Origin of the sequence: Anaerobacillus sp. (genome assembly GCF_046314235.1) — a bacterium.
In the GTDB taxonomy this organism is placed as follows: Bacteria; Bacillota; Bacilli; order Bacillales; family Anaerobacillaceae; genus Anaerobacillus.
Genome location: NZ_JBKBWN010000003.1, coordinates 328608 through 354454, shown reverse-complemented (window position 1 = coordinate 354454; position 25847 = coordinate 328608). Strand labels below are relative to the sequence as shown.

The 25847-nt window shown below is 36.8% G+C and carries 33 protein-coding genes; 10 read left to right on the top strand and 23 right to left on the bottom strand.

Features of this window, described 5'->3' with window-relative positions:
- From ACK4M9_RS05900 to ACK4M9_RS05885, 4 genes are all read right to left on the bottom strand, one after another.
- Nucleotides 1–609, bottom strand: a complete 609-nt coding sequence (locus ACK4M9_RS05900; protein WP_409848665.1) for a polysaccharide deacetylase family protein — start codon at nt 607–609, stop codon at nt 1–3.
- A 29-nt stretch (nt 610–638) separates the two neighbouring features.
- On the bottom strand, nt 639–863 hold the full coding sequence (locus tag ACK4M9_RS05895) for a hypothetical protein (protein ID WP_409848664.1): 225 nt from the start codon (nt 861–863) through the stop codon (nt 639–641).
- Between the two features lie 66 nt (nt 864–929).
- Nucleotides 930–1232 (bottom strand): hypothetical protein, encoded by a 303-nt coding sequence (locus ACK4M9_RS05890; RefSeq protein WP_409848663.1) that lies wholly within the window; start codon nt 1230–1232, stop codon nt 930–932.
- A gap of 12 nt (nt 1233–1244) precedes the next feature.
- Complete coding sequence (locus ACK4M9_RS05885; protein WP_409848662.1) at nt 1245–1445, bottom strand: hypothetical protein; 201 nt, start codon at nt 1443–1445, stop codon at nt 1245–1247.
- A gap of 140 nt (nt 1446–1585) precedes the next feature.
- Between ACK4M9_RS05885 and ACK4M9_RS05880 the strand changes: the two genes are divergently transcribed.
- Nucleotides 1586–1918, top strand: coding sequence for a hypothetical protein (locus ACK4M9_RS05880; protein WP_409848661.1), 333 nt, complete (start codon nt 1586–1588; stop codon nt 1916–1918).
- Nucleotides 1919–2004: 86 nt separating this feature from the next.
- Here the strand turns inward: ACK4M9_RS05880 and ACK4M9_RS05875 are convergent, their stop codons facing one another.
- From ACK4M9_RS05875 to ACK4M9_RS05865, 3 genes are all read right to left on the bottom strand, one after another.
- The gene (locus tag ACK4M9_RS05875) at nt 2005–2238 is read right to left on the bottom strand and encodes a hypothetical protein (RefSeq protein ID WP_409848660.1); all 234 of its coding nucleotides are present in this window, start codon (nt 2236–2238) and stop codon (nt 2005–2007) included.
- A 238-nt stretch (nt 2239–2476) separates the two neighbouring features.
- Nucleotides 2477–3166: a pseudouridine synthase gene (locus ACK4M9_RS05870; RefSeq protein WP_409848728.1), complete on the bottom strand. Its 690-nt coding sequence runs from the start codon at nt 3164–3166 to the stop codon at nt 2477–2479.
- 149 nt (nt 3167–3315) lie between these two features.
- On the bottom strand, nt 3316–3819 hold the full coding sequence (locus tag ACK4M9_RS05865) for a L,D-transpeptidase family protein (RefSeq protein WP_409848659.1): 504 nt from the start codon (nt 3817–3819) through the stop codon (nt 3316–3318).
- Nucleotides 3820–4046: 227 nt separating this feature from the next.
- Between ACK4M9_RS05865 and yjcZ the strand changes: the two genes are divergently transcribed.
- Nucleotides 4047–4244: a sporulation protein YjcZ gene (yjcZ, locus tag ACK4M9_RS05860; RefSeq protein WP_409848658.1), complete on the top strand. Its 198-nt coding sequence runs from the start codon at nt 4047–4049 to the stop codon at nt 4242–4244.
- Between the two features lie 56 nt (nt 4245–4300).
- On the opposite strand, the gene ACK4M9_RS05855 is transcribed toward yjcZ, so the two are convergent.
- The gene (locus ACK4M9_RS05855) at nt 4301–6868 is read right to left on the bottom strand and encodes a helicase-related protein (RefSeq protein ID WP_409848657.1); all 2568 of its coding nucleotides are present in this window, start codon (nt 6866–6868) and stop codon (nt 4301–4303) included.
- Nucleotides 6869–7081: 213 nt separating this feature from the next.
- Between ACK4M9_RS05855 and ACK4M9_RS05850 the strand changes: the two genes are divergently transcribed.
- The 3 genes from ACK4M9_RS05850 (at nt 7082) to ACK4M9_RS05840 (ending at nt 8306) form a co-directional block, all read left to right on the top strand.
- Nucleotides 7082–7240 carry a YjcZ family sporulation protein gene (locus ACK4M9_RS05850; protein ID WP_409848656.1) on the top strand — a complete coding sequence of 53 codons (159 nt, stop codon included), beginning with the start codon at nt 7082–7084 and terminating at the stop codon, nt 7238–7240.
- 388 nt (nt 7241–7628) lie between these two features.
- Nucleotides 7629–7805, top strand: a complete 177-nt coding sequence (locus ACK4M9_RS05845) for a hypothetical protein (protein WP_409848655.1) — start codon at nt 7629–7631, stop codon at nt 7803–7805.
- Nucleotides 7806–8030: 225 nt separating this feature from the next.
- The gene (locus tag ACK4M9_RS05840) at nt 8031–8306 is read left to right on the top strand and encodes a hypothetical protein (protein ID WP_409848654.1); all 276 of its coding nucleotides are present in this window, start codon (nt 8031–8033) and stop codon (nt 8304–8306) included.
- On the opposite strand, the gene ACK4M9_RS05835 is transcribed toward ACK4M9_RS05840, so the two are convergent.
- The 5 genes from ACK4M9_RS05835 to ACK4M9_RS05815 all read right to left on the bottom strand — a co-directional run bounded on the left by ACK4M9_RS05835 (nt 8307) and on the right by ACK4M9_RS05815 (nt 13167).
- On the bottom strand, nt 8307–9629 hold the full coding sequence (locus ACK4M9_RS05835) for a serine hydrolase domain-containing protein (protein WP_409848653.1): 1323 nt from the start codon (nt 9627–9629) through the stop codon (nt 8307–8309). It abuts the gene before it with no gap.
- 206 nt (nt 9630–9835) lie between these two features.
- Complete coding sequence (locus ACK4M9_RS05830) at nt 9836–10819, bottom strand: DUF3231 family protein (protein ID WP_409848652.1); 984 nt, start codon at nt 10817–10819, stop codon at nt 9836–9838.
- 189 nt (nt 10820–11008) lie between these two features.
- Nucleotides 11009–11431 carry an SRPBCC family protein gene (locus ACK4M9_RS05825; RefSeq protein ID WP_409848651.1) on the bottom strand — a complete coding sequence of 141 codons (423 nt, stop codon included), beginning with the start codon at nt 11429–11431 and terminating at the stop codon, nt 11009–11011.
- Nucleotides 11432–11658: 227 nt separating this feature from the next.
- Nucleotides 11659–12390 (bottom strand): polymer-forming cytoskeletal protein, encoded by a 732-nt coding sequence (locus tag ACK4M9_RS05820; protein WP_409848650.1) that lies wholly within the window; start codon nt 12388–12390, stop codon nt 11659–11661.
- 144 nt (nt 12391–12534) lie between these two features.
- Nucleotides 12535–13167 (bottom strand): YhbD family protein, encoded by a 633-nt coding sequence (locus tag ACK4M9_RS05815; RefSeq protein ID WP_409848649.1) that lies wholly within the window; start codon nt 13165–13167, stop codon nt 12535–12537.
- Between the two features lie 214 nt (nt 13168–13381).
- Between ACK4M9_RS05815 and ACK4M9_RS05810 the strand changes: the two genes are divergently transcribed.
- Together ACK4M9_RS05810 and ACK4M9_RS05805 are read left to right on the top strand one after the other, a co-directional pair.
- Complete coding sequence (locus ACK4M9_RS05810; RefSeq protein ID WP_409848648.1) at nt 13382–14020, top strand: SIMPL domain-containing protein; 639 nt, start codon at nt 13382–13384, stop codon at nt 14018–14020.
- Nucleotides 14021–14109: 89 nt separating this feature from the next.
- On the top strand, nt 14110–15477 hold the full coding sequence (locus ACK4M9_RS05805) for a GerAB/ArcD/ProY family transporter (protein WP_409848647.1): 1368 nt from the start codon (nt 14110–14112) through the stop codon (nt 15475–15477).
- On the opposite strand, the gene ACK4M9_RS05800 is transcribed toward ACK4M9_RS05805, so the two are convergent.
- Together ACK4M9_RS05800 and ACK4M9_RS05795 are read right to left on the bottom strand one after the other, a co-directional pair.
- Nucleotides 15458–16090, bottom strand: a complete 633-nt coding sequence (locus ACK4M9_RS05800; RefSeq protein WP_409848646.1) for a LysE family transporter — start codon at nt 16088–16090, stop codon at nt 15458–15460. The genes ACK4M9_RS05805 and ACK4M9_RS05800 overlap by 20 nt on opposite strands.
- A 131-nt stretch (nt 16091–16221) precedes the next feature.
- Nucleotides 16222–16500 carry a hypothetical protein gene (locus ACK4M9_RS05795; RefSeq protein ID WP_409848645.1) on the bottom strand — a complete coding sequence of 93 codons (279 nt, stop codon included), beginning with the start codon at nt 16498–16500 and terminating at the stop codon, nt 16222–16224.
- 161 nt (nt 16501–16661) lie between these two features.
- Between ACK4M9_RS05795 and ACK4M9_RS05790 the strand changes: the two genes are divergently transcribed.
- Entirely contained in the window at nt 16662–16898 is a 237-nt protein-coding gene (locus ACK4M9_RS05790; RefSeq protein ID WP_409848727.1) for a DUF3892 domain-containing protein, read from the top strand.
- A gap of 231 nt (nt 16899–17129) precedes the next feature.
- Here ACK4M9_RS05790 and ACK4M9_RS05785 read toward each other — a convergent pair whose 3' ends face one another.
- Entirely contained in the window at nt 17130–17882 is a 753-nt protein-coding gene (locus ACK4M9_RS05785; RefSeq protein WP_409848644.1) for a hypothetical protein, read from the bottom strand.
- 205 nt (nt 17883–18087) lie between these two features.
- Nucleotides 18088–18765 carry an SOS response-associated peptidase gene (locus tag ACK4M9_RS05780; RefSeq protein ID WP_409848643.1) on the bottom strand — a complete coding sequence of 226 codons (678 nt, stop codon included), beginning with the start codon at nt 18763–18765 and terminating at the stop codon, nt 18088–18090.
- 180 nt (nt 18766–18945) lie between these two features.
- On the opposite strand from ACK4M9_RS05780, the gene ACK4M9_RS05775 reads away from it, so the two are divergent.
- Complete coding sequence (locus ACK4M9_RS05775) at nt 18946–19140, top strand: hypothetical protein (protein WP_409848642.1); 195 nt, start codon at nt 18946–18948, stop codon at nt 19138–19140.
- 110 nt (nt 19141–19250) lie between these two features.
- On the opposite strand, the gene ACK4M9_RS05770 is transcribed toward ACK4M9_RS05775, so the two are convergent.
- From ACK4M9_RS05770 to ACK4M9_RS05760, 3 genes are all read right to left on the bottom strand, one after another.
- A complete protein-coding gene (locus ACK4M9_RS05770) occupies nt 19251–20270 on the bottom strand; it encodes a hypothetical protein (protein WP_409848641.1) in 1020 nt (339 codons plus the stop codon).
- The gene (locus ACK4M9_RS05765) at nt 20257–20784 is read right to left on the bottom strand and encodes an RNA polymerase sigma factor (RefSeq protein ID WP_409848640.1); all 528 of its coding nucleotides are present in this window, start codon (nt 20782–20784) and stop codon (nt 20257–20259) included. Before ACK4M9_RS05765 ends, ACK4M9_RS05770 begins: the two co-directional genes overlap by 14 nt.
- 137 nt (nt 20785–20921) lie before the next feature.
- A complete protein-coding gene (locus tag ACK4M9_RS05760; protein WP_409848639.1) occupies nt 20922–21647 on the bottom strand; it encodes a MurR/RpiR family transcriptional regulator in 726 nt (241 codons plus the stop codon).
- Nucleotides 21648–21912: 265 nt separating this feature from the next.
- Between ACK4M9_RS05760 and ACK4M9_RS05755 the strand changes: the two genes are divergently transcribed.
- Nucleotides 21913–23349, top strand: coding sequence for a glycoside hydrolase family 1 protein (locus ACK4M9_RS05755; protein ID WP_409848638.1), 1437 nt, complete (start codon nt 21913–21915; stop codon nt 23347–23349).
- A 154-nt stretch (nt 23350–23503) separates the two neighbouring features.
- On the opposite strand, the gene ACK4M9_RS05750 is transcribed toward ACK4M9_RS05755, so the two are convergent.
- The 3 genes from ACK4M9_RS05750 to ACK4M9_RS05740 all read right to left on the bottom strand — a co-directional run bounded on the left by ACK4M9_RS05750 (nt 23504) and on the right by ACK4M9_RS05740 (nt 25831).
- Nucleotides 23504–24400, bottom strand: coding sequence for a manganese catalase family protein (locus ACK4M9_RS05750; RefSeq protein ID WP_409848637.1), 897 nt, complete (start codon nt 24398–24400; stop codon nt 23504–23506).
- A 44-nt stretch (nt 24401–24444) separates the two neighbouring features.
- Nucleotides 24445–24639, bottom strand: a complete 195-nt coding sequence (locus tag ACK4M9_RS05745; protein WP_409848726.1) for a YuzF family protein — start codon at nt 24637–24639, stop codon at nt 24445–24447.
- A gap of 589 nt (nt 24640–25228) precedes the next feature.
- Nucleotides 25229–25831, bottom strand: coding sequence for a trimeric intracellular cation channel family protein (locus ACK4M9_RS05740; protein WP_409848636.1), 603 nt, complete (start codon nt 25829–25831; stop codon nt 25229–25231).
- Nucleotides 25832–25847 lie beyond the last annotated feature (16 nt).

The window sequence follows — 25847 nt, the reverse complement described above, 5'->3', positions numbered from 1 at the left end:
TCATTCCTCTTTTTGTATTAAACCTATCTCAAAGCCTCTCTCCCTCAAGCCATTAATAAGAATTGGTAGGATCTTTACTGTCTGCTTTGTTTCATGTAAGAGAATGATCGATCCGTCCATCGCATGATCAACAACATTAGAAACGATCTTCTCAGGTATCCTTTTATTCTCCCAATCATAAGACGAAATTTCCCACATCATTGGTATTAAACCTAATTCCGTCAAAATCAACATTGTATTTTCGTTATATTGACCAAACGGTGGTCGAAAAAAACGAACTTCTTCCCTAGTAATCCGCTCGATCTTCTCAACACTCCCCTTTATTTGTTTGAACTGTTCACCATAAGACAACTTAGTCAAATTCTTATGATTTTCGCTATGCGAACCAATGATATGCCCATCTTCTATTACCTTTTCCCATGGCCTTAACGGATATAACAATTTAGATTGCCAAAAAAAGTAGGCTTGGACGCCTTTTTCTTTTAATATATTTAGAATTTCTGGTAGCTGGCGACTAGGTCCATCGTCAAAAGTCAATACGACTCTTTTTTCAAAAATGCCCAATTGTTGAATATTTTTTAACCACCGTTGATCTTTTAGATCGTACACGATCTCTCCCTTTACAACTCACGGACAGTTCATGTGACACACTCCTTTTTTGTCCCCCTATTGTCTCCATTACCAATGACAATAGTATCATTATCAACCAACCTATTGACTTCTCCGATTAATCTTATAGAACCAATATTAGTCTTAGTTTCAGAGGAAGCATAAAGTTTAAGATTATCACCCAAAAAAATTCCTGAGGAACTTGTAATACTATTTACTTCTATATTCTCAAATTTTACATTTACATCATTCACCAAAATTCCCCCTACAATAATCTTTGGCATTCTATTCAGATGGTTTTAAGCTGTGCTTCCCTAACATCAAGGTGCACAATCCTCTTCAGTTTTTCTTAGCTTTTCTTCTATTAACTCTTTTACCCAGTCGGGAATATCTTCATCTAGGGCTGACTTCGTTATCATATCAATGATATTAGAATCAGTTAAAATTGAGCGTAATCCTTCAAGAGTATTATGATCACCAGTGATTGATCCAAATCCTTGATTATGTTTTTTATTGCTCTGAAAATTACTTGGAAAGTTATTTCCCATGTTTACACATGAGGCACCTTCAATTGTACCGATACGGATCGTTCCGATCGTAAAGTTCGGAGAAAATGAGGACATACTCTCACTCCTTTAAACTGTATCTTTATTTCTAACATCAATGATTATACTTTTATTGTGAGCTAATTGATTGTAATTACCAGACACCGCTCCTTGCCCTTCGTTTATTATTATAGTTGCTTTTACATTAATCTGTGTATTCCTCCCACTATTCACATCCGAAGTTTCCGAGATTGTACCTACTTTCATAGTTTGAAAACGGATCGTTGCCAAAGTACTCACCCCTACCCATTATTTTTGCTGCTTCTGGAACATTCTTTTTTAATATATGCTCGTTTGTTTCCAAAAATATTACTAATAAAATTCAGCTTAAACAAATACATTAATATTGAGATGAAAAAAGGGGTGTTATTATGTTTGAAGAAGGAGAAAAACCACTAACTTCTTACAAAGACCTAATCGAAGAACTAACGAAAAATGAGAAAATACAAGAAAGAAAGAACATAACAATTAATATAAATATAAAAGAAATTAAAGAGATCAATGTCCAGGAGTTTAAGTTAGACGAGCTATCTTATCGTCTTGATCATCTTGATATTAAAGATTTAAATGGTGCGCTAAATTTAGGTAATAATTTCGGTGGACGAGTTATTAGCGGTAAATATGATCCAAAAACAAATACAGCATTCTCTGTGACCGTGAATGGAAAAAAAGTACCCTTTCAAGTTACTGAGTATTATACGTAAAAAAACTGCTCCTCTATTTTCCGATAGAAGAAGCAGTTTTTATCTATTGTTCAATTATTCACATAGTTTCTTTTAAAAAAAGGACCTTATTTTGCCGCGATAATGTTTAAGCTTCTTAGGTGTTTCACGATGAAACTTGAGCTTAGGGCCACTGCACAAACGACTACTGAAAATAACGTTCCGACATTTTGAAAATTACCTGCATAGAGGTTAACGATTACACCTAAAGATGATGGCAATACAATCAATGCTGCGAAAACTGAAAGATATGAAATTAAGAATGCAAAAATCCCCTCAAAAACTAGACTAACTTTTCTCATAATCTAACCACTCCCCTGATTTAGTAATGTTACTGTTCTCTTACTATTACTATATCACAGTTGTTTTTTGTGGGAACTGATACATTTGTCTAGGTTTCGTCAGCTTTTTGAATGAATTGTGAACTTTTTCACAAATAAAAAAAAGTAGCACAGCTACTTTGACGATGAGACTTTAACAAAATAAAGTTGAGCGATACTTCGAGATACTTTCACCTATTTAAAACGTTATTAATTTCTTTTAGTCCAATAAAGCAGTCAGTTCGCTCAACTCATTTTCCGTCAGGTAACGCCAATCACCTATCGGTAAATCCCCAATATTTATATTCATAATTCGTACTCGCTGAAGCCGCTCTACTCTATAACCATGAACTTTACACATTCTCCTAATTTGGCGGTTTAGTCCTTGTGTTAAAATAATCCGAAACTGAAAATCACTAATTTTACTCACATAACATGGCTTCGTTGTTGTATTTAAAATGTCCACACCTGCTGACATCGCTTGAATAAATTCATCTGTTATTAATTTGTCGACAGAAACAAAGTATTCTTTTTCGTGATTGTTCTCTGAGCGGAGAATCTCATTTACGATGTCCCCATCATTCGTCATTAACAGTAGGCCATCAGATTCTTTATCTAGTCGCCCAACTGCAAAAATCCGTTCTGGATAATTTAGATAATCTATTAAATTGCTTTTCACATGTTTATTGGCAGTACATGTAATTCCTGCAGGTTTGTTTAAAATAAGATAGACATTTTCTTTTTTACCTTCAATCGGTTTACCATCTATTAAAACAAGGTCTCCTGGCTCAACTGAATCGCCATGAACGCAAATCGTATCATTAATCGTAATTCTTCCCGCCGCAATTAAACGATCTGTCTCTCTTCTGGAGCAAGCTCCAGTTAAGCTGATATACTTGTTAATTCTCATCATCTAGTACTCATCCTTATTATCGTAAGTAAAATATGCCGTAACAAAATCTGGTTAGTACTACTCAACTAAAAGCACGCCAAAGTTTATCACCCGGTTAATTTTAACATAATTATTTGACTAATTGGACAAGAATTAATTGCTAATTTTTAAGGGCGAATCAATACTCGAGTTCCAATAGGGATTATGCTTGCCAGTTCGTTTACATCTTGATTATACATTCGAATACATCCCTTTGAGACAGCTTTACCGATTGAAGACGGGTCATTTGTGCCGTGAATACCATAATGTTTCTTTGACAAAGACATCCACATCGTCCCAAAAGGTCCACCTGGATTTGGCGCTTTATTTATAACGATAAATTCACCAATTGGCGTTTGATGAAGGATTCTTCCTACTGCAATTGGGTAAGTCTTAACGATTGTATCATTTCTTTTTAGCGTTAACTGGCGTGCGCTAATCGAAACAACGATAGAGTAAGCGATTAAATTCGGGTCAGGTACACCTGGAATAGTAATCTGTTGACCTACGTAGATTACATTTGGATTGCTTATTTGATTTTCGGAAATGATTGTTTGAATCGGAATTCGGTAATCTTCAGAAATGGACATAAGCGTTTCGCCTTGCTTAACCGTGTGTTTATGGTTCATCATCGGACCTCCAATATTTAAAAGATGTTATACTATATGACACAATTAGCTTGGAGGCGCTTTTTTTTACCAATTGATTTAAACATGAAAATATCATTCTAGAAGATGTCGGTTAACCTCCTTAAAAAAGCCTTAAAATAAAAATACGAAAGCCCATTCCTATGCGGTTCTGTATCACATAAACATTCCTTAACATAATTTGTACTATAACCTAAGAAAGGGGTGTTTGTATGGGGTATTACGGTGCACCTGTTTATCCTACCACACCATATTTTGATCCATGTTGTTCCCCTCCATTCCCGGCTTACGGTCCAGCCTATCCACCAGTTAGGCATGGTTCAGGTTTCGGGTTTGCGCTCATTGTTGTCGTCGTGATTTTATTAATCATTTTAGGTGCGGTCTATTATTACCAGACTCCAAGAGCATAGCAATTGAAGAAAAGCAAGGAATACCACCACTTTGGAAGGCGGTACCCTTGCTTTTTTTAGTCATAAAAATGACTATGGTCATTGCGTTTCTTTTTGTAGGCATGACACGCATCACAGGTTGGAAAACGAAAATCCCATGGTAATATCTTGCCACAGCTTTTACATTTCTTCGTTAACGTCTTAACATCCGTTTTCAGACGTTCATAAACATAGTCACTAATTTCCGTTCGTAACCTTTCCCAGTAAATAGCTTCTGTCCCTCGTCCTAATCGATATAAAAATAATAAATGGAGCCCTAGTGCTTTATAAGAAAGCTCTAACTCCTCAAGCGTACCTTTTTTTACGATTGGTTCTGGAATATCCTTTCCTTTAACAATCGCAAACATTGTATCGCGCCATTGCTTAATTAGTTCGGGATCCTTTTTTGAAAACGGTAAGTGTAAAAATCCGTATAAATCCATCATCGAAAGACGTCCCTCTACTTCGGTATCGCGTATTGTCGCGTAAAGCTCGCGTTCTTCAGAAAGTGAGGCTTTCTTTGTTCCTTTTGGGCTTTCAAACTTATACCACAGTTCAAAAAACTTACTAAGATCACGATAATATTTTTGAAATCGTTCAAAGATCGCATTTGTTGGCGCAATCGCAAATTGTGAAATGAGGACATCTTCTTGCTCCAACAATCGTTCCATCGTTCTAATATCACCCGTAAATGCTACCTTCCCAACATCGTAAATCCCTTTACGACCAGCTCGACCAGCAATTTGTTTTATTTCTTGTGATGTTAAGCGACGTCGGCGTGTACCATCAAACTTTTCATTTTCTAAAAAAACAATGCGACGGATTGGCAGATTTAAGCCCATACCTATAGCATCTGTAGCTACGATCACGGTCGATTCCCGTTTATTAAATCGCTCAATTTGTTTTTGTCGTGTTTCAGGCGGCATACTTCCATAAATCATACTAACAGAGTGACCATCGTTTTCTAGCCTTGAAGCAGTCTCAAGTACCCTTCTTCTTGAAAAACAGACAAGCGCATCACCTTTTTTTGTATGCTTAATATTGAATTCCTTTTTCTCCACTACAAGAGGAATGTCACGATAATATTCATGGATTTCTATTTTTGAGTCACCTAAAAGCTGAATAATCATCTCCCTAGAGTTCCAACTTCCGATAATGTGGACTTCACTTGCATTAGCCTTCGTTATAGCTTTGTACCAAGAGAAGCCTCGGTCTTTATCGGCAATCATTTGCGCTTCATCGATGACAACAATGTCAAAAAATGATTTCTCGTGGAACATTTCTACGGTACAGGAGAGATGCCTAGCTCCTTCAACCTCTTTCTCTTCTTCACCGGTTTTAAGTCCACAAGGAACTCCTTCTTTGTTTAACTTTTCATATACTTCAAGAGCTAACAGTCGTAGTGGTGCTAAATAGAGACCTGTTTTTGCTTGTTTCATTTTTTTTAAGGCTTGATGGGTTTTCCCAGTATTGGTTTCACCAATATGAAGAACGTAGCGAATATTGCGACCAGTCGAAGGGTTATATTCTCGACCAAAAATATCATCGAGCATTCGCGCTTCCTCAGCTTTACGGCGCTCGATTTCAGCTAACTCTTCCTGTTTTCTCCGTTCCCTTCCTTGCAAATCTTCTTCATAGATTTGTTGATGGAGTTTTATTTCAAAAGGAATCGTAGCTAGTCTTAATAAATCCTCTAGATACTCTTCTTTCAATTCTAAAAAATAGTCTGAGTGTATAGCGTTGACGTAATCAATCAAAATTTCATGTATTCGCTTGGCAGTCAACTCTTCTCCGATTACTTCGTGATATTGCTTTAGAACTGTAGGTGCTAATTTATCTAAAATCCAATTTGGGACAAGATTCCCTACATATTTTTCAAGAATCACATTGTATCGCGCTTGGTACGTTTCATATTCCCATTGATACATCTTATGAACTGAACCGGTTAGTTCATGAAAGAACGTTTCCATTGTCGTATACTTCGACTTATCAAACTTTCCTTGCTCGACTAACTTTTCTTCAAGCATATAAGGTTCATCGACTGTCGAATATTTCGGATTATCATTAATATCTTTAGCTAACTTAGAGGCTACATAATTCCGAACAAACAAGTAAATGGTGTCATATTCTTCGTCAATTGTAATTGATGCCGTATTTTCAATCTCATTGTAAAGCAATCGCTTTTTCTCTGCTCTCCGCTCGTCTTCTACTCGTTTCAAGAAATTTGCCCTAGCTAGTGGGTATCGTTCGTCCCATTCTTCCTTGTCGTTCAAAAACTGTGCGTTCAACCATTGTATGACATCAAATGCTGGAACTAACATCATTTCATTCCGAAATAATTTGTTAATCAGCTTTTTATCAACGGCCTCTACCTCATAACCCTTTTCACTAAGGAACCGCTTTTTTTCTTTTCGCGGAACATCATTATTTGTTAAATTCAACCAAATACTAAACCAAATTTGACCTAAATATTGAAAACGTTCTTTCACATATTCGTCGTACCCTAGTGGTTCTGTTTTCACCTCAAGAAAACGATCTATATCTTCATACACTTTTAGTTTCGTATGTTCCACTGCTTGCGGATATAATCTATCTAATCTTTCCATTCTATTCCTCTCCCTTCCATGTGATATTCCAAGTGTGTTTAGAGGGAACTTAATCCTTATCTTAGTTTATTTAGTTTTCACATTAACATATTATTTATGTCATATCACAATTAGTGCTGTCGCCCATTTTATCGCCTAATCCTCAAATAACTAATACCGACATAGATTAAAATGCATATGCTGTATTATCTTCATCGGAAGGTGGTGTTGTTAATGTACGGATATGGATATGGTGCTGGTGCTGGTGCTGGGTGCTTTACTGGTGCTCCTGTTGCTCCTGTTGCTGGGTATGGCCGCGGTTTCGCTTTAATCGTTGTGCTATTCATCTTGTTAGTGATTATTGGGACTGCTTGGGTAACACCAGGTGTCTAATCACTAAAGCAGAAAAAAAGATTACACTGTTCTCTTGAGAGTTGTCTTTTCCAAGAGGATAAAGAAGGCTGTCCCATACGTATGTTGTACTCAATCTATGTCTAGTAGATGAGGTACTGACAATGCTTTTGGGCAGCCTATTTATAGTTTATGACAATCTTTTTACTTCTCTTACTCAATTTATTCGACAATACCGTTTGATATCCTTTTTAATTTTTGACAGCAGTTTACTGTGAGATTTTTTGTAAAAATGGGTTAATAAAATTAAAATAAGGGAACTTTTTAACAGAGGTAAATCTTTTTAAAAATTAAATTTAGCGATAAACATGTAAAAACAACGCAAGTATGAGATAATAAAGATAACTTTATTAGAAAGTAGGTAACTAAATTGAAAAGTAAAAATAAATTTCAAGAAAACGAAAAAGTAACGCTGAAAGTGACTGGAGAAACGGTTACGATCAGTAAATTTAGTTACGTCCCAAATATGAAACGATACTCGTATACGATTAAAGAGAACCCACAAACATTTTATTTTGAAGAAGAACTGGCACAACTAACTACATAAAAATTTGCTAATTGCACATTCTTGTAGGATTAGACCTTAGTTTTTTTCCTCTTACCTAGAAAAAACTTCACTTATCGTTACATGATTTACATACGAAGCTTGTTTTTTTGTTCTCCCTTAATCGTAATTCCCAGTAATCTTTCTTAAAGACGAAGAAAGGACTCCCCACAATGGGAGTCCTTTTTAGGTAATTATTAAAAAATCTTAGCGATAGGCGGTAATACGATGAAAAACGATGTAGTTGAAAACTATCAACGCGATGAAGAGATGATGATATTAATTTTTGCTCAATGGTGTATTAATCATGATTTAAATCCAGTTGAGATCTACGAGCGAGCATATCCACAGCAAAAAGCAAATGACGCTTTAAAAAACGCGATGGAAAACACAGTTCCAAAAGAAGAATCCAATTACATTCCTACTGAAACACTGCTAGCCGTTTTATCAATGTTCGGGAATGAAGAACTGGCTTTTATCTGCAGTGAAATGAAGAAAAACTAGCTAGGTGCCTGGCACCCAGCTCTTTTTTCTTGTCAGCATTCGATACCCCAATAAAATCGCCCACACCTCACCATCTTTAATGAATAGAGGAATGGATTGTTGATTTATATCAATGACTAGCGTCTCCTCGTTACTTGCCCGTAGTGAATATTTTTCTTCATTCATTTCTAACATGATCTGGCCATTTTCTAAAAATATCGTTGCCTTACCTCCTTCAGATGAATCATACGTTCCTAGTACTTTAATGACCCGTTCTGGAGACATATCATATGAAGGCTCAATGCTTCGCTGTTTATTCATCGGCAACCCAATAGCAGTATTCACTGCACCTAACCAAATCTCATCGACAGGAATATTTGAGACATTACATAAGACAGAGACAATAAGCTTTTGTTCTGGAATAAAGCCAAAGTGCGCGGAAACGCCCGGCTGCCCGCCACCATGTTCAATTAACGTAGAGTTATTATAGTTAGGGGTGACTTGCAAGCCATATCCATAATAGGTATTATTTCTTATTTTAAAGGGGTTCTCCCACATTTTTTTGACCTTTTCAGTTGAGATTATTGTCCCTCCATCACCGAGAAAAACTTTTCCAAAATCGATTAAATCCAAAACAGAGGATCTAATTCCACCACCGATTTCATAATTGCCTAGCATTGGCCATGGTTTCTCCTCAAGTTGCCCTGTTCTTTTATTGTAATCGTATGGAATTGATACGTTTTCGTATTTACCTAACTCATCAATACTTAAGGTAGATCGATACATCTTCAACGGATTTAAGATGGCTTCTGTTATATGTCTACGAAATAGTTTCCCGGTGTATTTTTCGATAATCGCTCCTAAAAGTAAAAACGTGTCATTACAATAACTAAAATATTCACCAGGCACACCAATTTTTTCAAACTCTTTCTCGGATAAGTATGCAACGTGGTGCTTTAGTTTTTTTAACTCCTCCCTACGAAACATTGGTGCGAGTCCAGTAGTGTGGTTTAGTAGATGCCATATTTTAATTTGGCTCATGTCTTCGACACCTAGTAAGTTAAATTCAGGTATATGTTTAATTACAGGATCTTCTACTGAGAGGAGTCCTTCCTCCTCTAGCTTCATAATTGCTAATCCTGTAAATGACTTCGTAATCGAAGCAATTCCAAAAATCGTTTCAGGTGTGACTGGCTTTTTGGTAATCATATCACGATAACCAAATCCATTTTTATAAATAACTTTCCCTTTGTGATAAACAGCTATTGCACACCCTGGTATATGACTTTGTTTCACTTTTTCTCTTAAATACTCCTCAAAATGTTTCCAATTCAAATCACTCAAACATACGCCCCCCTAAGATTGATTTCTTGTAAATTACTTTCTCTAACTATAGCTGAAAATCCTTTTTTTGATATGTTCCAGTTTGGAGCTTGAGTCGCTTGCTCAAAGTCTATTTAAACAATAAAAAAGACGTAAGCATAACGACTTCTTACGTCTCTAGAGCGAAAGTCTAGCGTATTATAGAGGCATTGCCAGTTGAAACTAACTTACCGCTTCGGTGCATGAGGCGGAGCCTCCATCCATCCCTTTTCAATTAGAAGTTGTGCACCCTCATCTGAATACTTTACGACCTCAGCTGCCAACTTCGTAAATGTCATACCAATATCTCTTCTAGCTGACATAGATGTTGCAATCCCATAATTACTAATGCCTTGAGCATTCAAAAGAACAATAAAATTTAACATGACTTTTTCTGAAAATGGGGCTTCCGTCGATGTTGTAATCCCTGAATTCCAAGTTGAAGGAATAGCTAGTTCCTCTTTCTTTAACATGTCCGTAAACACATCTATATGCTTAGCTGCGATTTCTTTTCCTTTTACAAAATAGTCTTTAATGTCATTTGTTTTGGTTACTTGAATAAAACTATTTATGATGCTTATTCCAAGTGAGTTAGTCATCTGATTGTAGAATGCACCTGCTATTTCAACTCCCAATAACGGCCGAGTATCACCAAACCAACCGTTTAAGAAACTCTCTTTTTGAACAAACTCAACAGCGTTAGGAGTTGGTATATATGGTGCTCTTATCCATAACCCTTTATTTAATAATAGCTTTCTAGCATCGTTTAGTATTGTTAGGGAGTCCGAGATAAGCTGATTTAAAAATGTAAAGACATCTTCTCTAGCTATTGTATTAATTGCAATCGAACCGAAGTTTATATTTCCCTTCGCAATAAACCATTGATAGTAAAGAATAAATGGATCGGTGTATAATCGTTCGTTTGTTTCGTTTAGATCACTTTCTGAAAAGCCAATCGGTATTGGTATTGCATCTTTCTCGAAAATCCCTCTTAATTCAGTTAAATATTTCTTACATTTTTCTAAATTTTGACTATTAATTTGTTTAATCTCATCATCTTCCACAATCGAGTCAAAATATTTCAAAAAGCAGTAGTTCATACACTGGGCTTGATATGTATTCCATAGATATCCTATTTCAGTAGCAGTTAAATCCATTTGAGTTTTGTCCACTATATCACCTTCTATTTTATTTGTTAGGCTATTTTTCCCCCAAAGGTTAGATTTTATGATTAAGATCGGCCTTTAGTTTTATCCTCAAAGTAATTTAAAGGGACATTGAACTGCTTAAACTAAAAAACACACAAATCAGCGTGATTCGTGTGCGGAAGGTTCCAGTTAAACTAGATCAAGGTTTATTAATTATTCCTCAACAACGGAGCGAAGATTGTTATTAAAAAGTCCATCCCAGCCGAGATCCATCGTATTTCTAATTTGTAGGTTTGTCATATCTGGTCCAGGACCTTGAACCTTTTCGTCAGGTTCTCCCCATCCTGAATGAACAAGCGTCAGTTCTGTTTTGTCACCTAAATCTTTTAGATCAAAGGAGACATTCCAACCTGCTTCGCCCCATGTAATGACCACTTGCTTAGGTTCCTCTATCTTTAATACCTTACAAGAAGTTGGACCAAATGGAGAGTGGATCGTAAACTCAAACCCTTCCTCTGGTTGAAAATCATTTGGCATAAACCAAGAGTTTATCCCTTTAGAAGTTGCAACTGCCGCCCAAACCTTTTGAATTGGTGCATTTAATACTAAGTTTTTACGAATATCCGGTGTACCCATGTCAACTACCTCCACAAACATAATTATGTAAAAAGTCATTTCGTTTACACTGTACGAAATTTCTCAGGTCGCTGTCAACTTAATCTGTTTTTATACTCAAACTAATCATAAACAGGCGGTTGTCCCAAGAGCTAAGTAACAGTAGCCACAGGTACTATATATCAAGCTAAAAAAATAAAGGTACCCAAACGAGGTGAACTGACACTATTGAGACAACCTTTTTAGCTTTACTCGATTTTTCTACTCTCATTCACTTTAGCATCTTTACTGGTCTCTAATTGATTTTTGTATTCAACCAGTTCAATTTCACAACCCGAGCCTATTTTAATCTTGTTACCACGTACAACCTTTGCCTTCGTGTATTCTAATTCGACGACGTCTCCTTCAATAATCTCCGCTGTTAAATCTCTAGATAATATTTTGAAAAATTTATCTAATCCAAGTGAGGGACCTATCGATTTCTTTACATTAATCATTTCTCCACCGATCTCTTTTGCATAACACCTACCATGTAAGCTAACCAAAATTTTGTCTGCGTTAAGAAGCCCGTCAATCGTAAAGCTTCCTTGAAAATTTGCTTCTTCTGCTTCGCAATCTGCGCCGATATCGATCGTGCCTTCTACTAGCATTTTTTCCCCTTTTACCCCCCCAGTAACTTTACTAGCACCTTTTGAGATAAGGTAATCAAATGTCAAATCACCTTCTACTCTCGAACTACCAGAAAAGCTTACTCGTTCAGAAGTGAGGTTTCCAATAAATTTGGTGCTTCCATTTACGTTAGTTGTTTTTGATTTTACATTTCCTTCTACCTTACTTGATCCATTACACTCTAGGCTTTGACATTCGATATCACCGTTTACTTTTCCATTCCCATTTAATTTTACATTCGTAAACGTCCCACCCGCTGTACTTCCATTTCCAGAAATAATTAGATCACCAATCTTTTGCGCTTCCATCATTTTCTCACCTCATTAGATTATTTTTCTACTATCGAACAAATTCTTCTTAAGGGATATTGGGTTTGACCTCGTTCTCTAGACTTTTCTATAAATACTAAATAGCCAACTTTTTAGCTTCCTTGCCTATTGATCTAAATTTGAGTGCTAACTTCCCACATGAATTTTCTTTTTTAAACTTTCAATTGCCGCACTAATCGAGAATTTGACTGCGATCTTCGCTGTTTTTTCTAGGTGAATTTCTTCACCACTTGCTATTAAAAGAGCGATGGCGATCCCCATTTTCCTCATGACGAAGAGCTCACAGCTCTTTTGTTGAAATTTCGGATAATGATCAACTAACGTTTGTAAAATTTGTTTCCCTTCATCAAAACCTATTTCACCACTTTGTAACAGTTCATCAAGAACATAAACATAAAGAATAACATCAAATGAGTATTCGCTTAGGTCGCCAACCGTTTCTATAAAAACACTCAAGGAAGTAATTGAAACAATGTTACGTTTCATTAACTCCTCTTTAGATAAAGTAAGATCTGTTGGGCTGTCAGAAAACATATCGGCTAGTTCATCTAATGAGAGATCATCCTTTAAATTAATAATTTTTTCAATTCTTTCTAGGATTTTCTCCCTTGGGAAAAACGTTTCCTGTCCAGTAAATGTTGATTTACGAACGAACCACTCTTCAGGAACTAGATTTTTTCGCTTCCAACGGTATAACTGTCCATATGAAATCCCTGTTTCATTTAACAAGTCTTTTTTTGAAATTAAGTGTTCAACCATTTCTTCACCTCCAGAAGTTCGTTTTGTTAAAACCAATGTAACATAACACTGTTACGATGTAAAGAGTGAATAACACAACGTAACTAAAGTTTACGTATAACTAGCGTTACCGGTATTCTAAGAAAATTAATATTGCCCCTTCTCGTTATGTTCTGTAACTTTATCTCCTTAATATTATAGAAGTAGAAGTTCATTTACGAAGGAGTTGACACCAATGTATTATCCTCATTTCCAAGCGAAACGTTTAAAGGTTTCTGGTGAAGGCAACATTTCCGTTGCCCCAGATCAAGTTAACATTACAATTGGAGCAATTACAGAAAAAAAGAGCCTACAACAAGCTCAAGAGGAAAATGCAAGGATCATTTCAAATGTAATTGCAGCGCTTGTCGAACTCGGAATCCCAAAAGATCAAATTCAAACCGTGATTTACCGGATTGACACTATGTACGATTACCAGGATGGCAGGCAAATCTTCCGAGGCTACCAGGTCACTCATCAGTTGCTAGTCAAAATTAATCAAATTGAACTAACTGGTCAAGTCGTTGATCTTGCTGTGAGTCAAGGCGCTAACTCTGTCTCCAATATTGAATTTACGGTTGTTCATCCAGAAGCTTATTATAATGAGGCCTTAAAGATAGCCTTACAAAATGCTTATCAGAAGGCGCTAACATTAACTTCACAGTTACCTGTTAATCTAAACCCGGTCCCTTATAAAATCGAGGATTTTTCGCAAGTCATTTCACCTCCAGTACCATTGGCGACTACAATGCTGGCAAAGGCTGAAGCAACACCGATTCAGCCTGGCGAAATTACAATAACAGCGACGATTATTGCTCATTACTTTTACTGTTAACATTTAATTCCCTCCCTCCTTTCTGCATTCTTTTACATAAACTCTGCTCTTTTATCAGAAAATATAAGAATGAAAAAGGGGGGAATGTATTGAAGACGAAGTCTAAAGAACAGCAAGAAAAACCCTTGCAGTGGTGGCAACTGTCTTTATTAGGGGTTGCTTGTACAATTGGGACAGGCTTCTTCTTAGGTTCAAGTATTGCTATTAATATGGCAGGATATTCTGTCCTACTATCGTACGCTCTAGCTGGTTTAGGAACTTATTTTGTCTATGAAGCATTAGCAAAAATGATGATTGCCGATCCACAAAAAGGCTCATTTCGTACATATGCTAAAAAAGCTTACGGACGTTGGGCTGGTTTTAGTAGTGGTTGGGTTTACTTTCTTTCCGAAATGCTTATTATGGGGAGTCAAATGACGGCCTTATCAATCTTTACGAAATTTTGGTTTCCAAATATCCCTTTATGGGTTTTTGCAAGTGGATATGCCGCTTTAGGGCTACTTGTCATCTTGGCAGGACCTAGTGGTTTTGACAGAGTTGAAAACTTATTAGCCGTCCTTAAACTGGCAGCGATCGTAATGTTTATTATTTTAGCCATCGTTGCTTTATTCGGCGTATTTGGCGGTGCTGATGCCGAGGTCACCGTCCCAAGAACGTATGATGGGATTTTCCCAAATGGAATTCGTGGTTTTTTACCGTCGTTAATTTTCGGATTTTACGGGTTTGGTGGGATTGAGATTGTCGGGCTTTTAGCGATCCGCTTAACGAATATGAATGATGCCACGAAAGCGGGAAAAGTCATGCTTTTTTCGCTAACAGGACTTTATGTCGCTTCCATTGGGCTAGCTTTACTTATGGTTTCGGTCAATAAAATTAAAACCGACACGAGTCCATTCGTCACATCATTAGCGAATTACAATGTCCCTTATGTTACTGATATTTTTAACGGCGTTTTTATCATCGCAGGCTTTTCAACGATGGTTGCTTCCTTATTCGCAGTCATTCGAATTTTAGTAACCTTAGCTGAAGATGAAGATGCACCGGCAGGATTAGCAAAAAGAGTGAAAAACAATAAAATTGCTATTAATGCAATTTTATTAACTACTGCCGGGATCATCGTTTCGATCATCTTGGCGATCATTATGCCAGGGCGTATTTATGAATACATTACAACTGCTGCAGGATTAATGCTTCTCTACAATTGGTTATTTATCATCGGCTCTTATGGTAAAATCCACGAGCTAACAACTCTCGATAACGTCAAACGTTTTCTAGGATTTGCCCTTGTCATGTTCGCTGTTTTTGGAACGCTATTCCATAGTATAAGCCGTCCAGGTTTTTTTGTTAGTGTCGCCTTTGTTTTGATCATCCTAATTGTGACCTTGTTCATGAAACAACATTGGAAGAAACCGAAGAAGCCTAAGATGCCTTCTGTTTTTACGAAAATAAAACAGTAGCAGCCTGAATGCCAAAGTAAACACCAAAACCGATCAGCGACAATCCAGATAGAACAGAAATAGTAACGAGAAAACGACTCGTCAAAAATTTTCGTAAACTACTCGAAAGCGTTGCCATCGTAATGTCCCAAACGGTAATTCCTAAAAAGATTGCTCCCGTATAAAGTAGGACAGTACTTAAATCATTGGTTGTTACGGTTTTTGCTAAAATAGAGCCGAAAATTCCTAGCCAAAAAAGAATAGTTAATGGATTAAATAAGGAAATAAAAAATCCTGATAAGAAGGACTTAGAATAAGACTCTTTACTTCGTTCAGCTGGAGTTAAGTTTGCTGCTTCCTTTGCACCAAGGATGCTTTCAAACCCAGTATAAACAAGGACAAAAAAACCAAACAACCAAAGGAACGTTTGCATAAAGGGGATCTCTAGGAAGTGGACAACACCTAAAAATACAAGGAGCATGTAAATGCCGTCCGCAATCGTTGCACCTAAACCTACAAGCCAGGAGTGAAAAAAACCATTTTTTATGCCACGGTCAAGTTGTGCAGCATTTACTGGACCAATTGGTGCTGCTAATGATAAGCCTAAGAAGATATAACCTAAAAAAATACTCATAATAAAAAACATCCTCCAGTCAGTAAAGTTGTTCAGTTAGTCGGACAAACTAACCGCTTGTACATTGTATTCACCGATACAAGCCTTTACGACAAGAGGATGTATTTTCTTTATTTTTGTTCTAATTATTTCTATTCCTTATCTAACTCAATATCAATTTTTTTCCCACCTACAGCTAAGTACATCATCACTTCTAATTCTGGTTTGATTTTCGTTAAGCCTTGTAAATAAGGTTTAACAAGGTCTTTGTAATCTTCACATACACCTTCCTCTTCTAATTGACTAAAAACATACATTTTATCTTCTTCCATCAAAAAAGATAGGTAACCAATCGCTTCATTGCGGTCCGTTACTATATTTAAAACTTGGGCATTTTGATTAATGAATTCTGGCGAAAAATAAATTTGCACCTTTAACTCCCCTTTCTCTCTATAAAATTATTTCACGAATCGCTTTGAATTAAACAACATTGTTTACACAAACTATGAGAGAAGGAGGGATATTCGTGGAAAAGAATGATCATTTCGAAAAAATCTTTGAAGAATATCGGCAAAAGGCAGATCAGATAGACATGAGCCAAGACGATGGGAAAGAGCATATTGTCGCAGTACGCAAAAATGATGATGGTGATTTAATTGCCTTTCAAACAAGCTCAGGTAGGCAACTAGATTATGTGGAGGCACTAAATGACGCCAAGGCTGGCAAGTTAGCCCATGTTGACGTATTTCATAAATATGGTCGCGACATCTTGCGAAGTGAACCTGACGGAATTAAAGAAAATAATTTAGACAATTTACCGGAGTTTTAGGCAACAGCAAAAAGCTGCACCCCAATTGTTGTTTGTATCTAATAATTGGGGTGCAGGCTCAATACACATACTTATTTATTTTCGCTAAGATTTCTACTAAAGATACTTCGTTAAGTTCACCTTCTATGACAAGGTCTTTCGTCAATAAAGGCTGGGAAATTATTGACGAAAAAATTAAATCACCATAAAAGTGCTTATAGTTTCATAGAAAAACTCGGCTCTCTTTTTATCCTAATAAACCTTTTCTAAATAAACTATCCACATCTCATATAACTCCTCTTCTGTGTAGCCAAACGCAGCTTCATAATCTAGTCCGTTCCTAAGTAAAGTCGACACGGCTTCAAGACCAAACTGAGAATCCAAAAATCTCATATACGTATAAGAATATTCATAGCCGCCCATATTACCGAATTTTATCGGATTGTTTGTACGAGTATCTTTAAATGAAGGCGCATAAATTTTATTGATAGAATTAGAGTCAGGTTGTTGCTCTGCCAAATAGACTGCTAATCCTTCATTTATCCATTTAGGTGTTTTCTTGTTAATCTGATAAACTACCGTATGAACATATTCATGAACAGCTGCTAACATCACACTCTCATAAGAATGCATGGGACCTGGATTACTCGGTGATACTAGTAAAACCTGTTCACCTATATTGTCACCAATATACCATTCGGGTGCAATGATCTTGCCGACCATTCCGTATTTCTTTCCGTGTAAAGTACCTTGATCTGGGTATATGTAAACTTCAGTTTTCCCATCGTTTTCAAAATTGAGAGTTCTATCAATATCCGCTTTCTTTGCTTCTAATACCTGCCCTATCTCTAATGCTACTAATCTATCAACTTCCTCGAAATTAAGCAAAAAATGCTCCGTCTCTTCACTAACCATGTCAACTGTTTTTACATTTAACATTGGATAGATTTGGGTAACGGTTAATAAAACAATGATTAAAATAGCATAATACCAATTTTTCCGCATTTGTTCCTATCCGTTCCTCTCTTTTATTTTCTCCATTAGCAATTCACAGTTCCAATTAGTTATCTAAAAACCCCTTAATAATTTCTATATTAACATATATTTTCCATTAATTTGATAAATAAATGTAAATAAGCCTTGGAATATTACCCAAGACTGTTTTTTATAATTTTATGGCTACCATTTCGATATAAACCGCAGCTTCTAGCTAGAAAAACGTTGTAGGCTCGTCCCTTTCTAATAGGATTGACCCTTCATTTTTAGGTGAATTTACGAGACTAGGAACTTGGTAGGTAAACATTTCTTCAGCGGGATATGGTTTGATTATTTCTTGTACCCGAGACTCTTCCATCGTCAAATCAAGCCATGTTTGTTCCTTTTCTCTTGGTATAATAACCGGCATCCGGTCATGAACGTCACGAACAAGTTCATTAGGACTAGTAGTGATAATTGTACATGTATGTAATGGGTTTCCCTCTGTTTTATACGTTTCCCAAAGTCCTGCAAAAGCAAATAAACGATTGTCTTTTAGTGAAATATACATTGGTATTTTTATTTTGCCATCACGTTTCCATTCATAAAATCCATTCGCAAGAATTAAACAACGTCTTTTTTTGAAAGCTTGCTTAAAGCTCGGTTTTTCAGCAACGGTTTCTCCACGAGCATTAATTAATTTATGACCAATTGCAGGATCACTTGCCCAGGGCGGAACTAGTCCCCATTTCAAATAGCCTGCCCTATTTTTCTTACCGTCATGGATAATTGCTAATACTTGCTGACTTGGTGCAATATTGTAGCGTTTCTCATATCCTCTTATTGGAGGATCAAAGTTAAAACGTTCACTAATCGCCTCTACTTCAGCAGTTAACGTAAATCTACCGCACACTGGCACATCACCTCCCCTATTATTACTTCCACTTTACAATGGAGAATGACTGAAATGCAAACGGCAAGAGTCTCAGATTAAACTTATAATAAGTCTGATTACAAAGCAAACTAGTAACCGTTTTGGCTGTTCATTTGGTATACTCTTATAAGCGAGTCCACTATTAGGAGGCCTGTTCTAGTGACCATTTTAATCATCTTAAGTGCTATCATTACTTTTGCAGCATTAGTAGCCACAATTATGATTGCTGTTAAGCCAAACGACAAAAATTACATCAAAACAACAAAAAAGCGAATGATCCGATTATCTTTAATATACGTTATCGTGTTAATTCCCGCACTTCTTTTGACGGTCCTTTATTATCTTTATGGGTAACAAGTGTAGGCATTACTTCGATTGTTTGAAGTAATGCCTAATTCGTTAAAAGCGACTATTTTTACCGCATATATTTGATGATGGAAACCCCTTTAAATATAACCTCTTCCCTATTCAAACGAATCTGCAATCTCAATTAATTCAGTGATCGTATATTTCTCTACAGCTTTTTCTTCAAGATAAATGATAATCCTGTAATTCAACTCACCGTCATCCCAGATCAGAACCTGTATACGATCATCCAAGGTATAAAGTGCCTTAGTACCATCACTCAGTTGTACCTGTTGATATTCTTCCAACGGTAGTTCGTGTTCCAACGGTGGGTCTTCAATTGATCTATCCGACATTATAACGATTTCCATTCTATTTTCTTGGTCACTATAGGAAATATTCAAAAAGGCAGAAGTGTGCTGAACAATTCTACCGTCTATGTCTGTCCACACCGGTTCAAACGGCATTACCGTTGGCTGTTTAATCTCATAAGGGAATTCCTCAATTGTCCTTATTGCGATAGCGCCTGCCATAGCTTGTTGCTGTTGAACATGTTCCATGAAATCTTCAACATCGTTTAATTCATTTGATGTAAAGAAAATCCCCGTGTGGTCAAAACCAATAAACGTTGGGAATTCCTTCACACCGAACGCCTCTACATATTTTGAGTCTGGCATAAATAGCTGAAACTCCTCTAACCTATCAATTGGAACTATCGTCGTCAATTCTTCATAAATCTCAAACTGTTTTTTCAAGCCAGGATCTAAGCTTTCATCTCCTTGCCAATCAGAGTATGGGAACTCCTCAAAGAAAGCAACGAGACGAAACTCGTAAAAATCTGTCGGCTTCAATTCATTGATCGCCGTTTCTTTATCACTCAATTCCGTACCAGGGCTAACTTGCTCATTAGGAAAGAACATTTGAGTTACATACAACCCGCCAATCATCAAGAGTAGCGCGGTCATTGCTAGTGGAATAGCCGATTGAAAAAAACGAACCTTTTTCTTTTTTTGGTTTGAGTCGTTTATATTTCCCATTAACTTTTTGTACATATCTGTTTTCTCCTCCTCATTAAGACCAATATTTTTAAAGCTTTGAAAGGTGCGATCAAGTTCATGTTCAGTGTTATGCTGTTTCATGATTGTATCCCTCCTCTTCCATTTGTTGTTTTAAGGCTGCCAAGCCACGAAATAACGTGTTTTTTACTTTACTTTCGTTCCAGTCTAGTATTTCGGCAGTCTCCTCAATCGTTAGTTCCTTGATTTTTCGTAGAATAATAACCTCCTGATAGGAACGCTTTAACTTTTTTAGCGAGCGATATAAAATCTCTTCCGCTTCGCCTAAAGTCACTAGCTGCTCAGGGCAACGATCCGCCGAGGGATACGTCGTAAATAATTCCACAACATACTGAATCGGCCTACGCTTTCTTTGGAAATCGATCGTCGTATTTCTTGCAATCTTATATAACCAGTTTTTCTCACTAGCCTTCCCCTCAAAACTAGCAATCCCTTTGTGTGCACGAAGAAACGTATCATGCGTCAAATCCTTCGCTTCCGCATCGTCCCCGATCATCATTAGAATAAAGCGATAAATATCATCACTATACAAGCTATACCACTCTTGAATTTTTTCTTTTGCGAACTCCTCTTCCAAAGAAAATCACCTCTCTCTCTTGTTCAGTCCCTCTAAAGACGGATGAACATTTAAAAAGTTTCACTATTTTTTAAAAAAATTTAACTTAGTAGGTGCCAGACACCAAAATTAAACAACAGGTGCCTGGCACCAATCGTTTATTGAGTAAGTTTATGTATTTCACGTGCCATCGATTCTAAAATATAGACAACTGGTACTTGGGTAGTAATATTAGATTCTTCGAAAAATTCCTCTGTGACATAGTAAGGAATGTTGATATCAGAGATTTTTGCGATCGTTGAGAGTTTATTGTTGGTAATACTAATGATCTTACTACCTTCATGTTTAAGTTGATTTAGATGAGCGATCGTGAACTCATTTTCTCCTGAGACTGATAAAGCAATTGTTACACTATGATTGCGAAGTTTCGAGTGAATCGGAAAATGAGGATCTTTAATATACAACGAGAATTTACCTAAACTTGAAAAATATCTTGCACCGTATTCAGCAAGAATACCAGAACTTCCAATCCCTATAAAAATGACGTTCTCTGCTTTTGTAACTAGACTTGCAGCCTCTAAAATTATTTCTTCTAGATTACCTTTTAGCGTTCGCTCGAAAAATTCCATTACTGATTGTTGAGACCCTTTTATGATCGTCTTTTTATTCTCTTTTAATTGCATTTTAAGCTTTACTTTAAATTCGGAAAAACCCTCACAATTTAGTTTCCTACAAAAACGGATGATTGTAGCTGTTGATACATGTGTTTCATCCGCTAATTCACGAATTCTCATATAAGCCACTTTAGTACTATTCTGACAAATATAATTGTATAAAGAAGTTTCTAATTCATTAAAAGAAGCGATAATTTCGTTTGTGAACATTAATTTAGTGCCTCCTTCACCTATTTTAAAAATGAATAATGCCATTTTAACATAACCTTTATGTAGAAACATAGCGTTACATTTATGTAACAAATGCATATTTACGTTATAAAAAACTAGATACTCTTCATTTATATACTTTCAAGCTAAACGTAGTTATGATGCATTTGTAGTCTTTCTCTCCTTGACTTTTAGGGAAAAGAAAGATATAAATTACCAAATTAGCAAATATTAATGAAGGAATAAATTTCTGGAGGTAATCATAATGAAAAAAAACCAATTCCCTAAAGGGTTTTTATGGGGAGGAGCTACTGCAGCTAATCAAATTGAAGGTGCGTTTAATGAAGGGAATAAAGGATTAAATATTGCTGATGTTCTTCCAGGTGGAAAAGAGCGGTATAATATTTTAATGAAGTCAGGTTTTGATTTTGAAATAGATCTTGATCAATATTATTATCCTAATCATGAAGCAATTGACTTCTATCATCGGTACAAAGAAGATATTGCCTATTTTGCAGAAATGGGCTTTAAAGTCTTTCGGATGTCGATATCCTGGACGAGAATTTTTCCTAATGGTGATGAGTTAGAGGCAAATGAAGCAGGATTAGCATTTTACGATCGTATTTTTGATGAGTTGCATAAACATCATATTGAACCTGTCGTAACTATTTCTCACTATGAAATGCCATTACACCTTGTCAAAGAATATGGTGGTTGGCGAAACCGACAAGTTGTAACATTCTTTGAAAGATACGTAAAAACCATTTTCAATCGTTATAAAAATAAAGTGAAAATTTGGATGACTTTTAACGAAATAAATAGCGGCTTGGTGATGCCGATTCAAGGTCTTGGTTTTTCAATTCAAGTAGAAGAGGATAAATACCAACCTACTTTCCAAGCATATCATCATCAATTTATTGCAAGTTCAATTGCTGTCAAAGCATGCCATGCGATCATCCCAAACTCAAAAATCGGCTGTATGATTCTCTTTGCACCTGTTTATTCCTTTGATAGCCATCCAGAGAATGTCATGTATGCCCTTCAGGAGGAACAGCTTTTTAATTACTATTGTACTGATGTGCAAGTACGAGGTGAATATCCAGCTTTCATTAAGAGGTATTTTAAAGAACATGATATCGATTTGGATATACAAGATGGTGATTTGGAATTAATCAAGGAAGGCACTGTTGATTATATCGGCTTTAGCTATTATATGTCCCGTACTGAAAAGAAGCTGAAGACAGCAGAAGAAGCGGCACAAGGAAATCTGATTGGCGGAGTAAGAAATCCATTCTTACAAGCAAGCGACTGGGGCTGGGAAATCGACCCTGAAGGATTACGAATTAGCCTAAACAAACTATATGATCGCTACCAGAAACCACTATTTGTTGTAGAAAATGGGCTAGGAGCCTATGACAAAGTAGAAGAAGACGGCACGATTCATGATGACTATCGGATTGACTACCTTCGTGAACACATTAAAGCAATGGCTGAAGCTATTGAAGATGGTGTTGAATTAATGGGCTATACGAGCTGGGGCTGCATTGATATGGTAAGTATGTCGACAGGAGAGTTCTCCAAACGATATGGTTTCATTTATGTTGATAAGCACGACGACGGTAGTGGCACTTTAGAACGTAAAAAGAAGAAGTCCTTTTTCTGGTATAAAGATGTAATTGCTACAAATGGAGAGAAACTATAAATTACAGGTGCCTGGCACCAAAAATTCCCTATGTATAAACAAAAGCACCGCAAATGCGGTGCTTTCTTATAGATATTATACCATTTTTTTCTGAATTTTTAATAGAAGCTTTTTATTGAAAATACTCTGTTCTTAGTACTCTCCTAACGTTAAACTACAATCCTGCAGAACGCATTAACCGACTAACAATCTTTTGGTAGTCCTCTGCCGATATTCCTGGTGCGAACTCTTCTGGGACTGCATCGTAATCAGGGGTAGGTGCACCCTCAGGAGAACCTATGATTACTTCTAGTGGTCTTCCATCTTCAGGATGTGCCCCTTTCCATATTTTGTTAATATCTCGAAAGTCTGTTGGGCTCCATGTATATAATTTTGTATGAACTCCTGCATCCTCAAATTGTCTAGCTGTTTCAAAAGCACGATTACTTAAATTCGGTATCGGTAACATTTTCGTCATATCAACGCCAGTGACTACTTCTATCGCCTTTGCATAAGCAATAATATGAACTCCTCCACGAACGAGGAGATAACCGATCATCATCCGTGCCGTTGGATGCTCTGTCATTTCATAGACACGCATCTTATGGGTTCTTGCGCCACACTCTAAGAAAAAGTTATGGATTAAATCTAGTAGTAAATTACCACTATTAAAGACATTATCACCAGTCCAAGGACGGCCATGAGAATCAGCTGGTTTGGCCGTTTGCGCTGTATCGATAAAATGATGATGGAAGCGTAAGTCTTTGGCACTTTGCATTGGGGCGATATTAGGATCACCCGGGAATGTTGTATCTTCTAACATAATATTAATTGTATGGGATACAAGCTCTACATGGCCGAATTCTTCGGCAGTAATACTTGCTACTAGATCATAAAAAGGTTTGAATTTTCTTTTGTTACGGAAGTTAAACGATTGATACATATAATTATTTAATGTCGACATTTCACCAAATTTACCACCGAGTAATTCCTGAACAGCTGAAGCACCGTTTGGATCTGGATAATCCGGCTTTGGTAAATCAATGAGGATTTTATCAAAACGTTGGATCAAGACCTTCGCCCCTTTCTCAATTCATGTATTCATTTACAATCGATTTACTGCGGCAATACCCAAACAATACATTGAGTACGAATGAAAAAGGACGAACCCGAAACATCAACAACAACATGATCTGGCTTTACATCCCTTAAGAGGCCACGGATATTGCCCTCAGATGTTTGCACGACTACCGTTTTTCCTACGACAGTTAAAAGTGTCTGATATACATAAGGATCGACTAACGAAATCATTTGTGGAGTTTGCGGCTGTTGACTTGGAAAGTTACTCAAATAAAACAACTCCCTTCTTTTTCTCACTTATTCTGATCTTATGTAAAATCCAGATTGTACCATACCAACTTTTTTTCTTTTGTCGAAAAGTCACCTTTTTCTATTTGGTCAGCATTTTTTTACTTGTTGTGGGGTAATGCCAAATAAGTAATGACCATACGTACCTGTACAAGCGCAACCGCCACGAACTTAAATCCCCTAGAGATTACAATTGCATAGAACTTTTTATAAAAGGGGTGTTTTAGCAAGTTAATATATTTGCCCATAATTTTCTATTGTGTTTTAGGATTTGCCATGGTATATTTACTAAGCGATGAGCTGATTTGCATAAGTCGAGAGACACGCCTTTGGCAATACACTATGTGGAGTGTAGTCACTCGCCGCAATACGCAAAAAGACGTCCTTAGGGACGTCTTTTTTATTTATGGTTTTAAGAACAGTGCCAACCCACCACGAAATGATACTATTCATAGAAATGTGTTTGTACAGGTTCCATATTAGTTCTACGAGGCGACTAATCATTTGATTTTGTACAGCCTATTTTTGTTTCTTAATTACTAATGCTCCGACGTGGTAACTCCCACTTTAAGTAGACTGATAACATTCGTAATACGACGATGATAACAAATAACACTGTAATTCCTATTGGTTCCTTGATCGCACCGACGCCAATTGCGAGTCCTGCTAACATCGCCCAAACAATATAGATTTCATTTCGTAAAAATAGTGGCTTTCTCCCAGCGAGTACGTCACGGATCATTCCTCCACCTGTCCCTGTTAAGGTTGCAGCGACAATAACAGCACTAATAGGATGGCCCATATCGGTAGCGTACAAAGCACCCTGGATAGCAAAGGCCGCTAAGCCTAATGCATCAAATAGTAATCCCCATCGCAGCCACCGTGCCACCCATAACCTAGGAAAGAAAAAGGCAATCGTCATAACAATAATCGCTACTGTAAAGAGATGCCCTTGGTCCCAAAGGGCAGAAACTGGGACCCCTATAAGTAAATTACGGATTGCCCCACCACCAAAGGCTGTTACTAGCCCTAATATATATACCCCCATTAAATCATAATTCTCTTCCATCGCAACAATGACTCCACTTAAGGCAAAAGCGATTGTCCCGATGATCGTCAAAATTTCCCAAGTCATAGTATTTCCCCTTTAA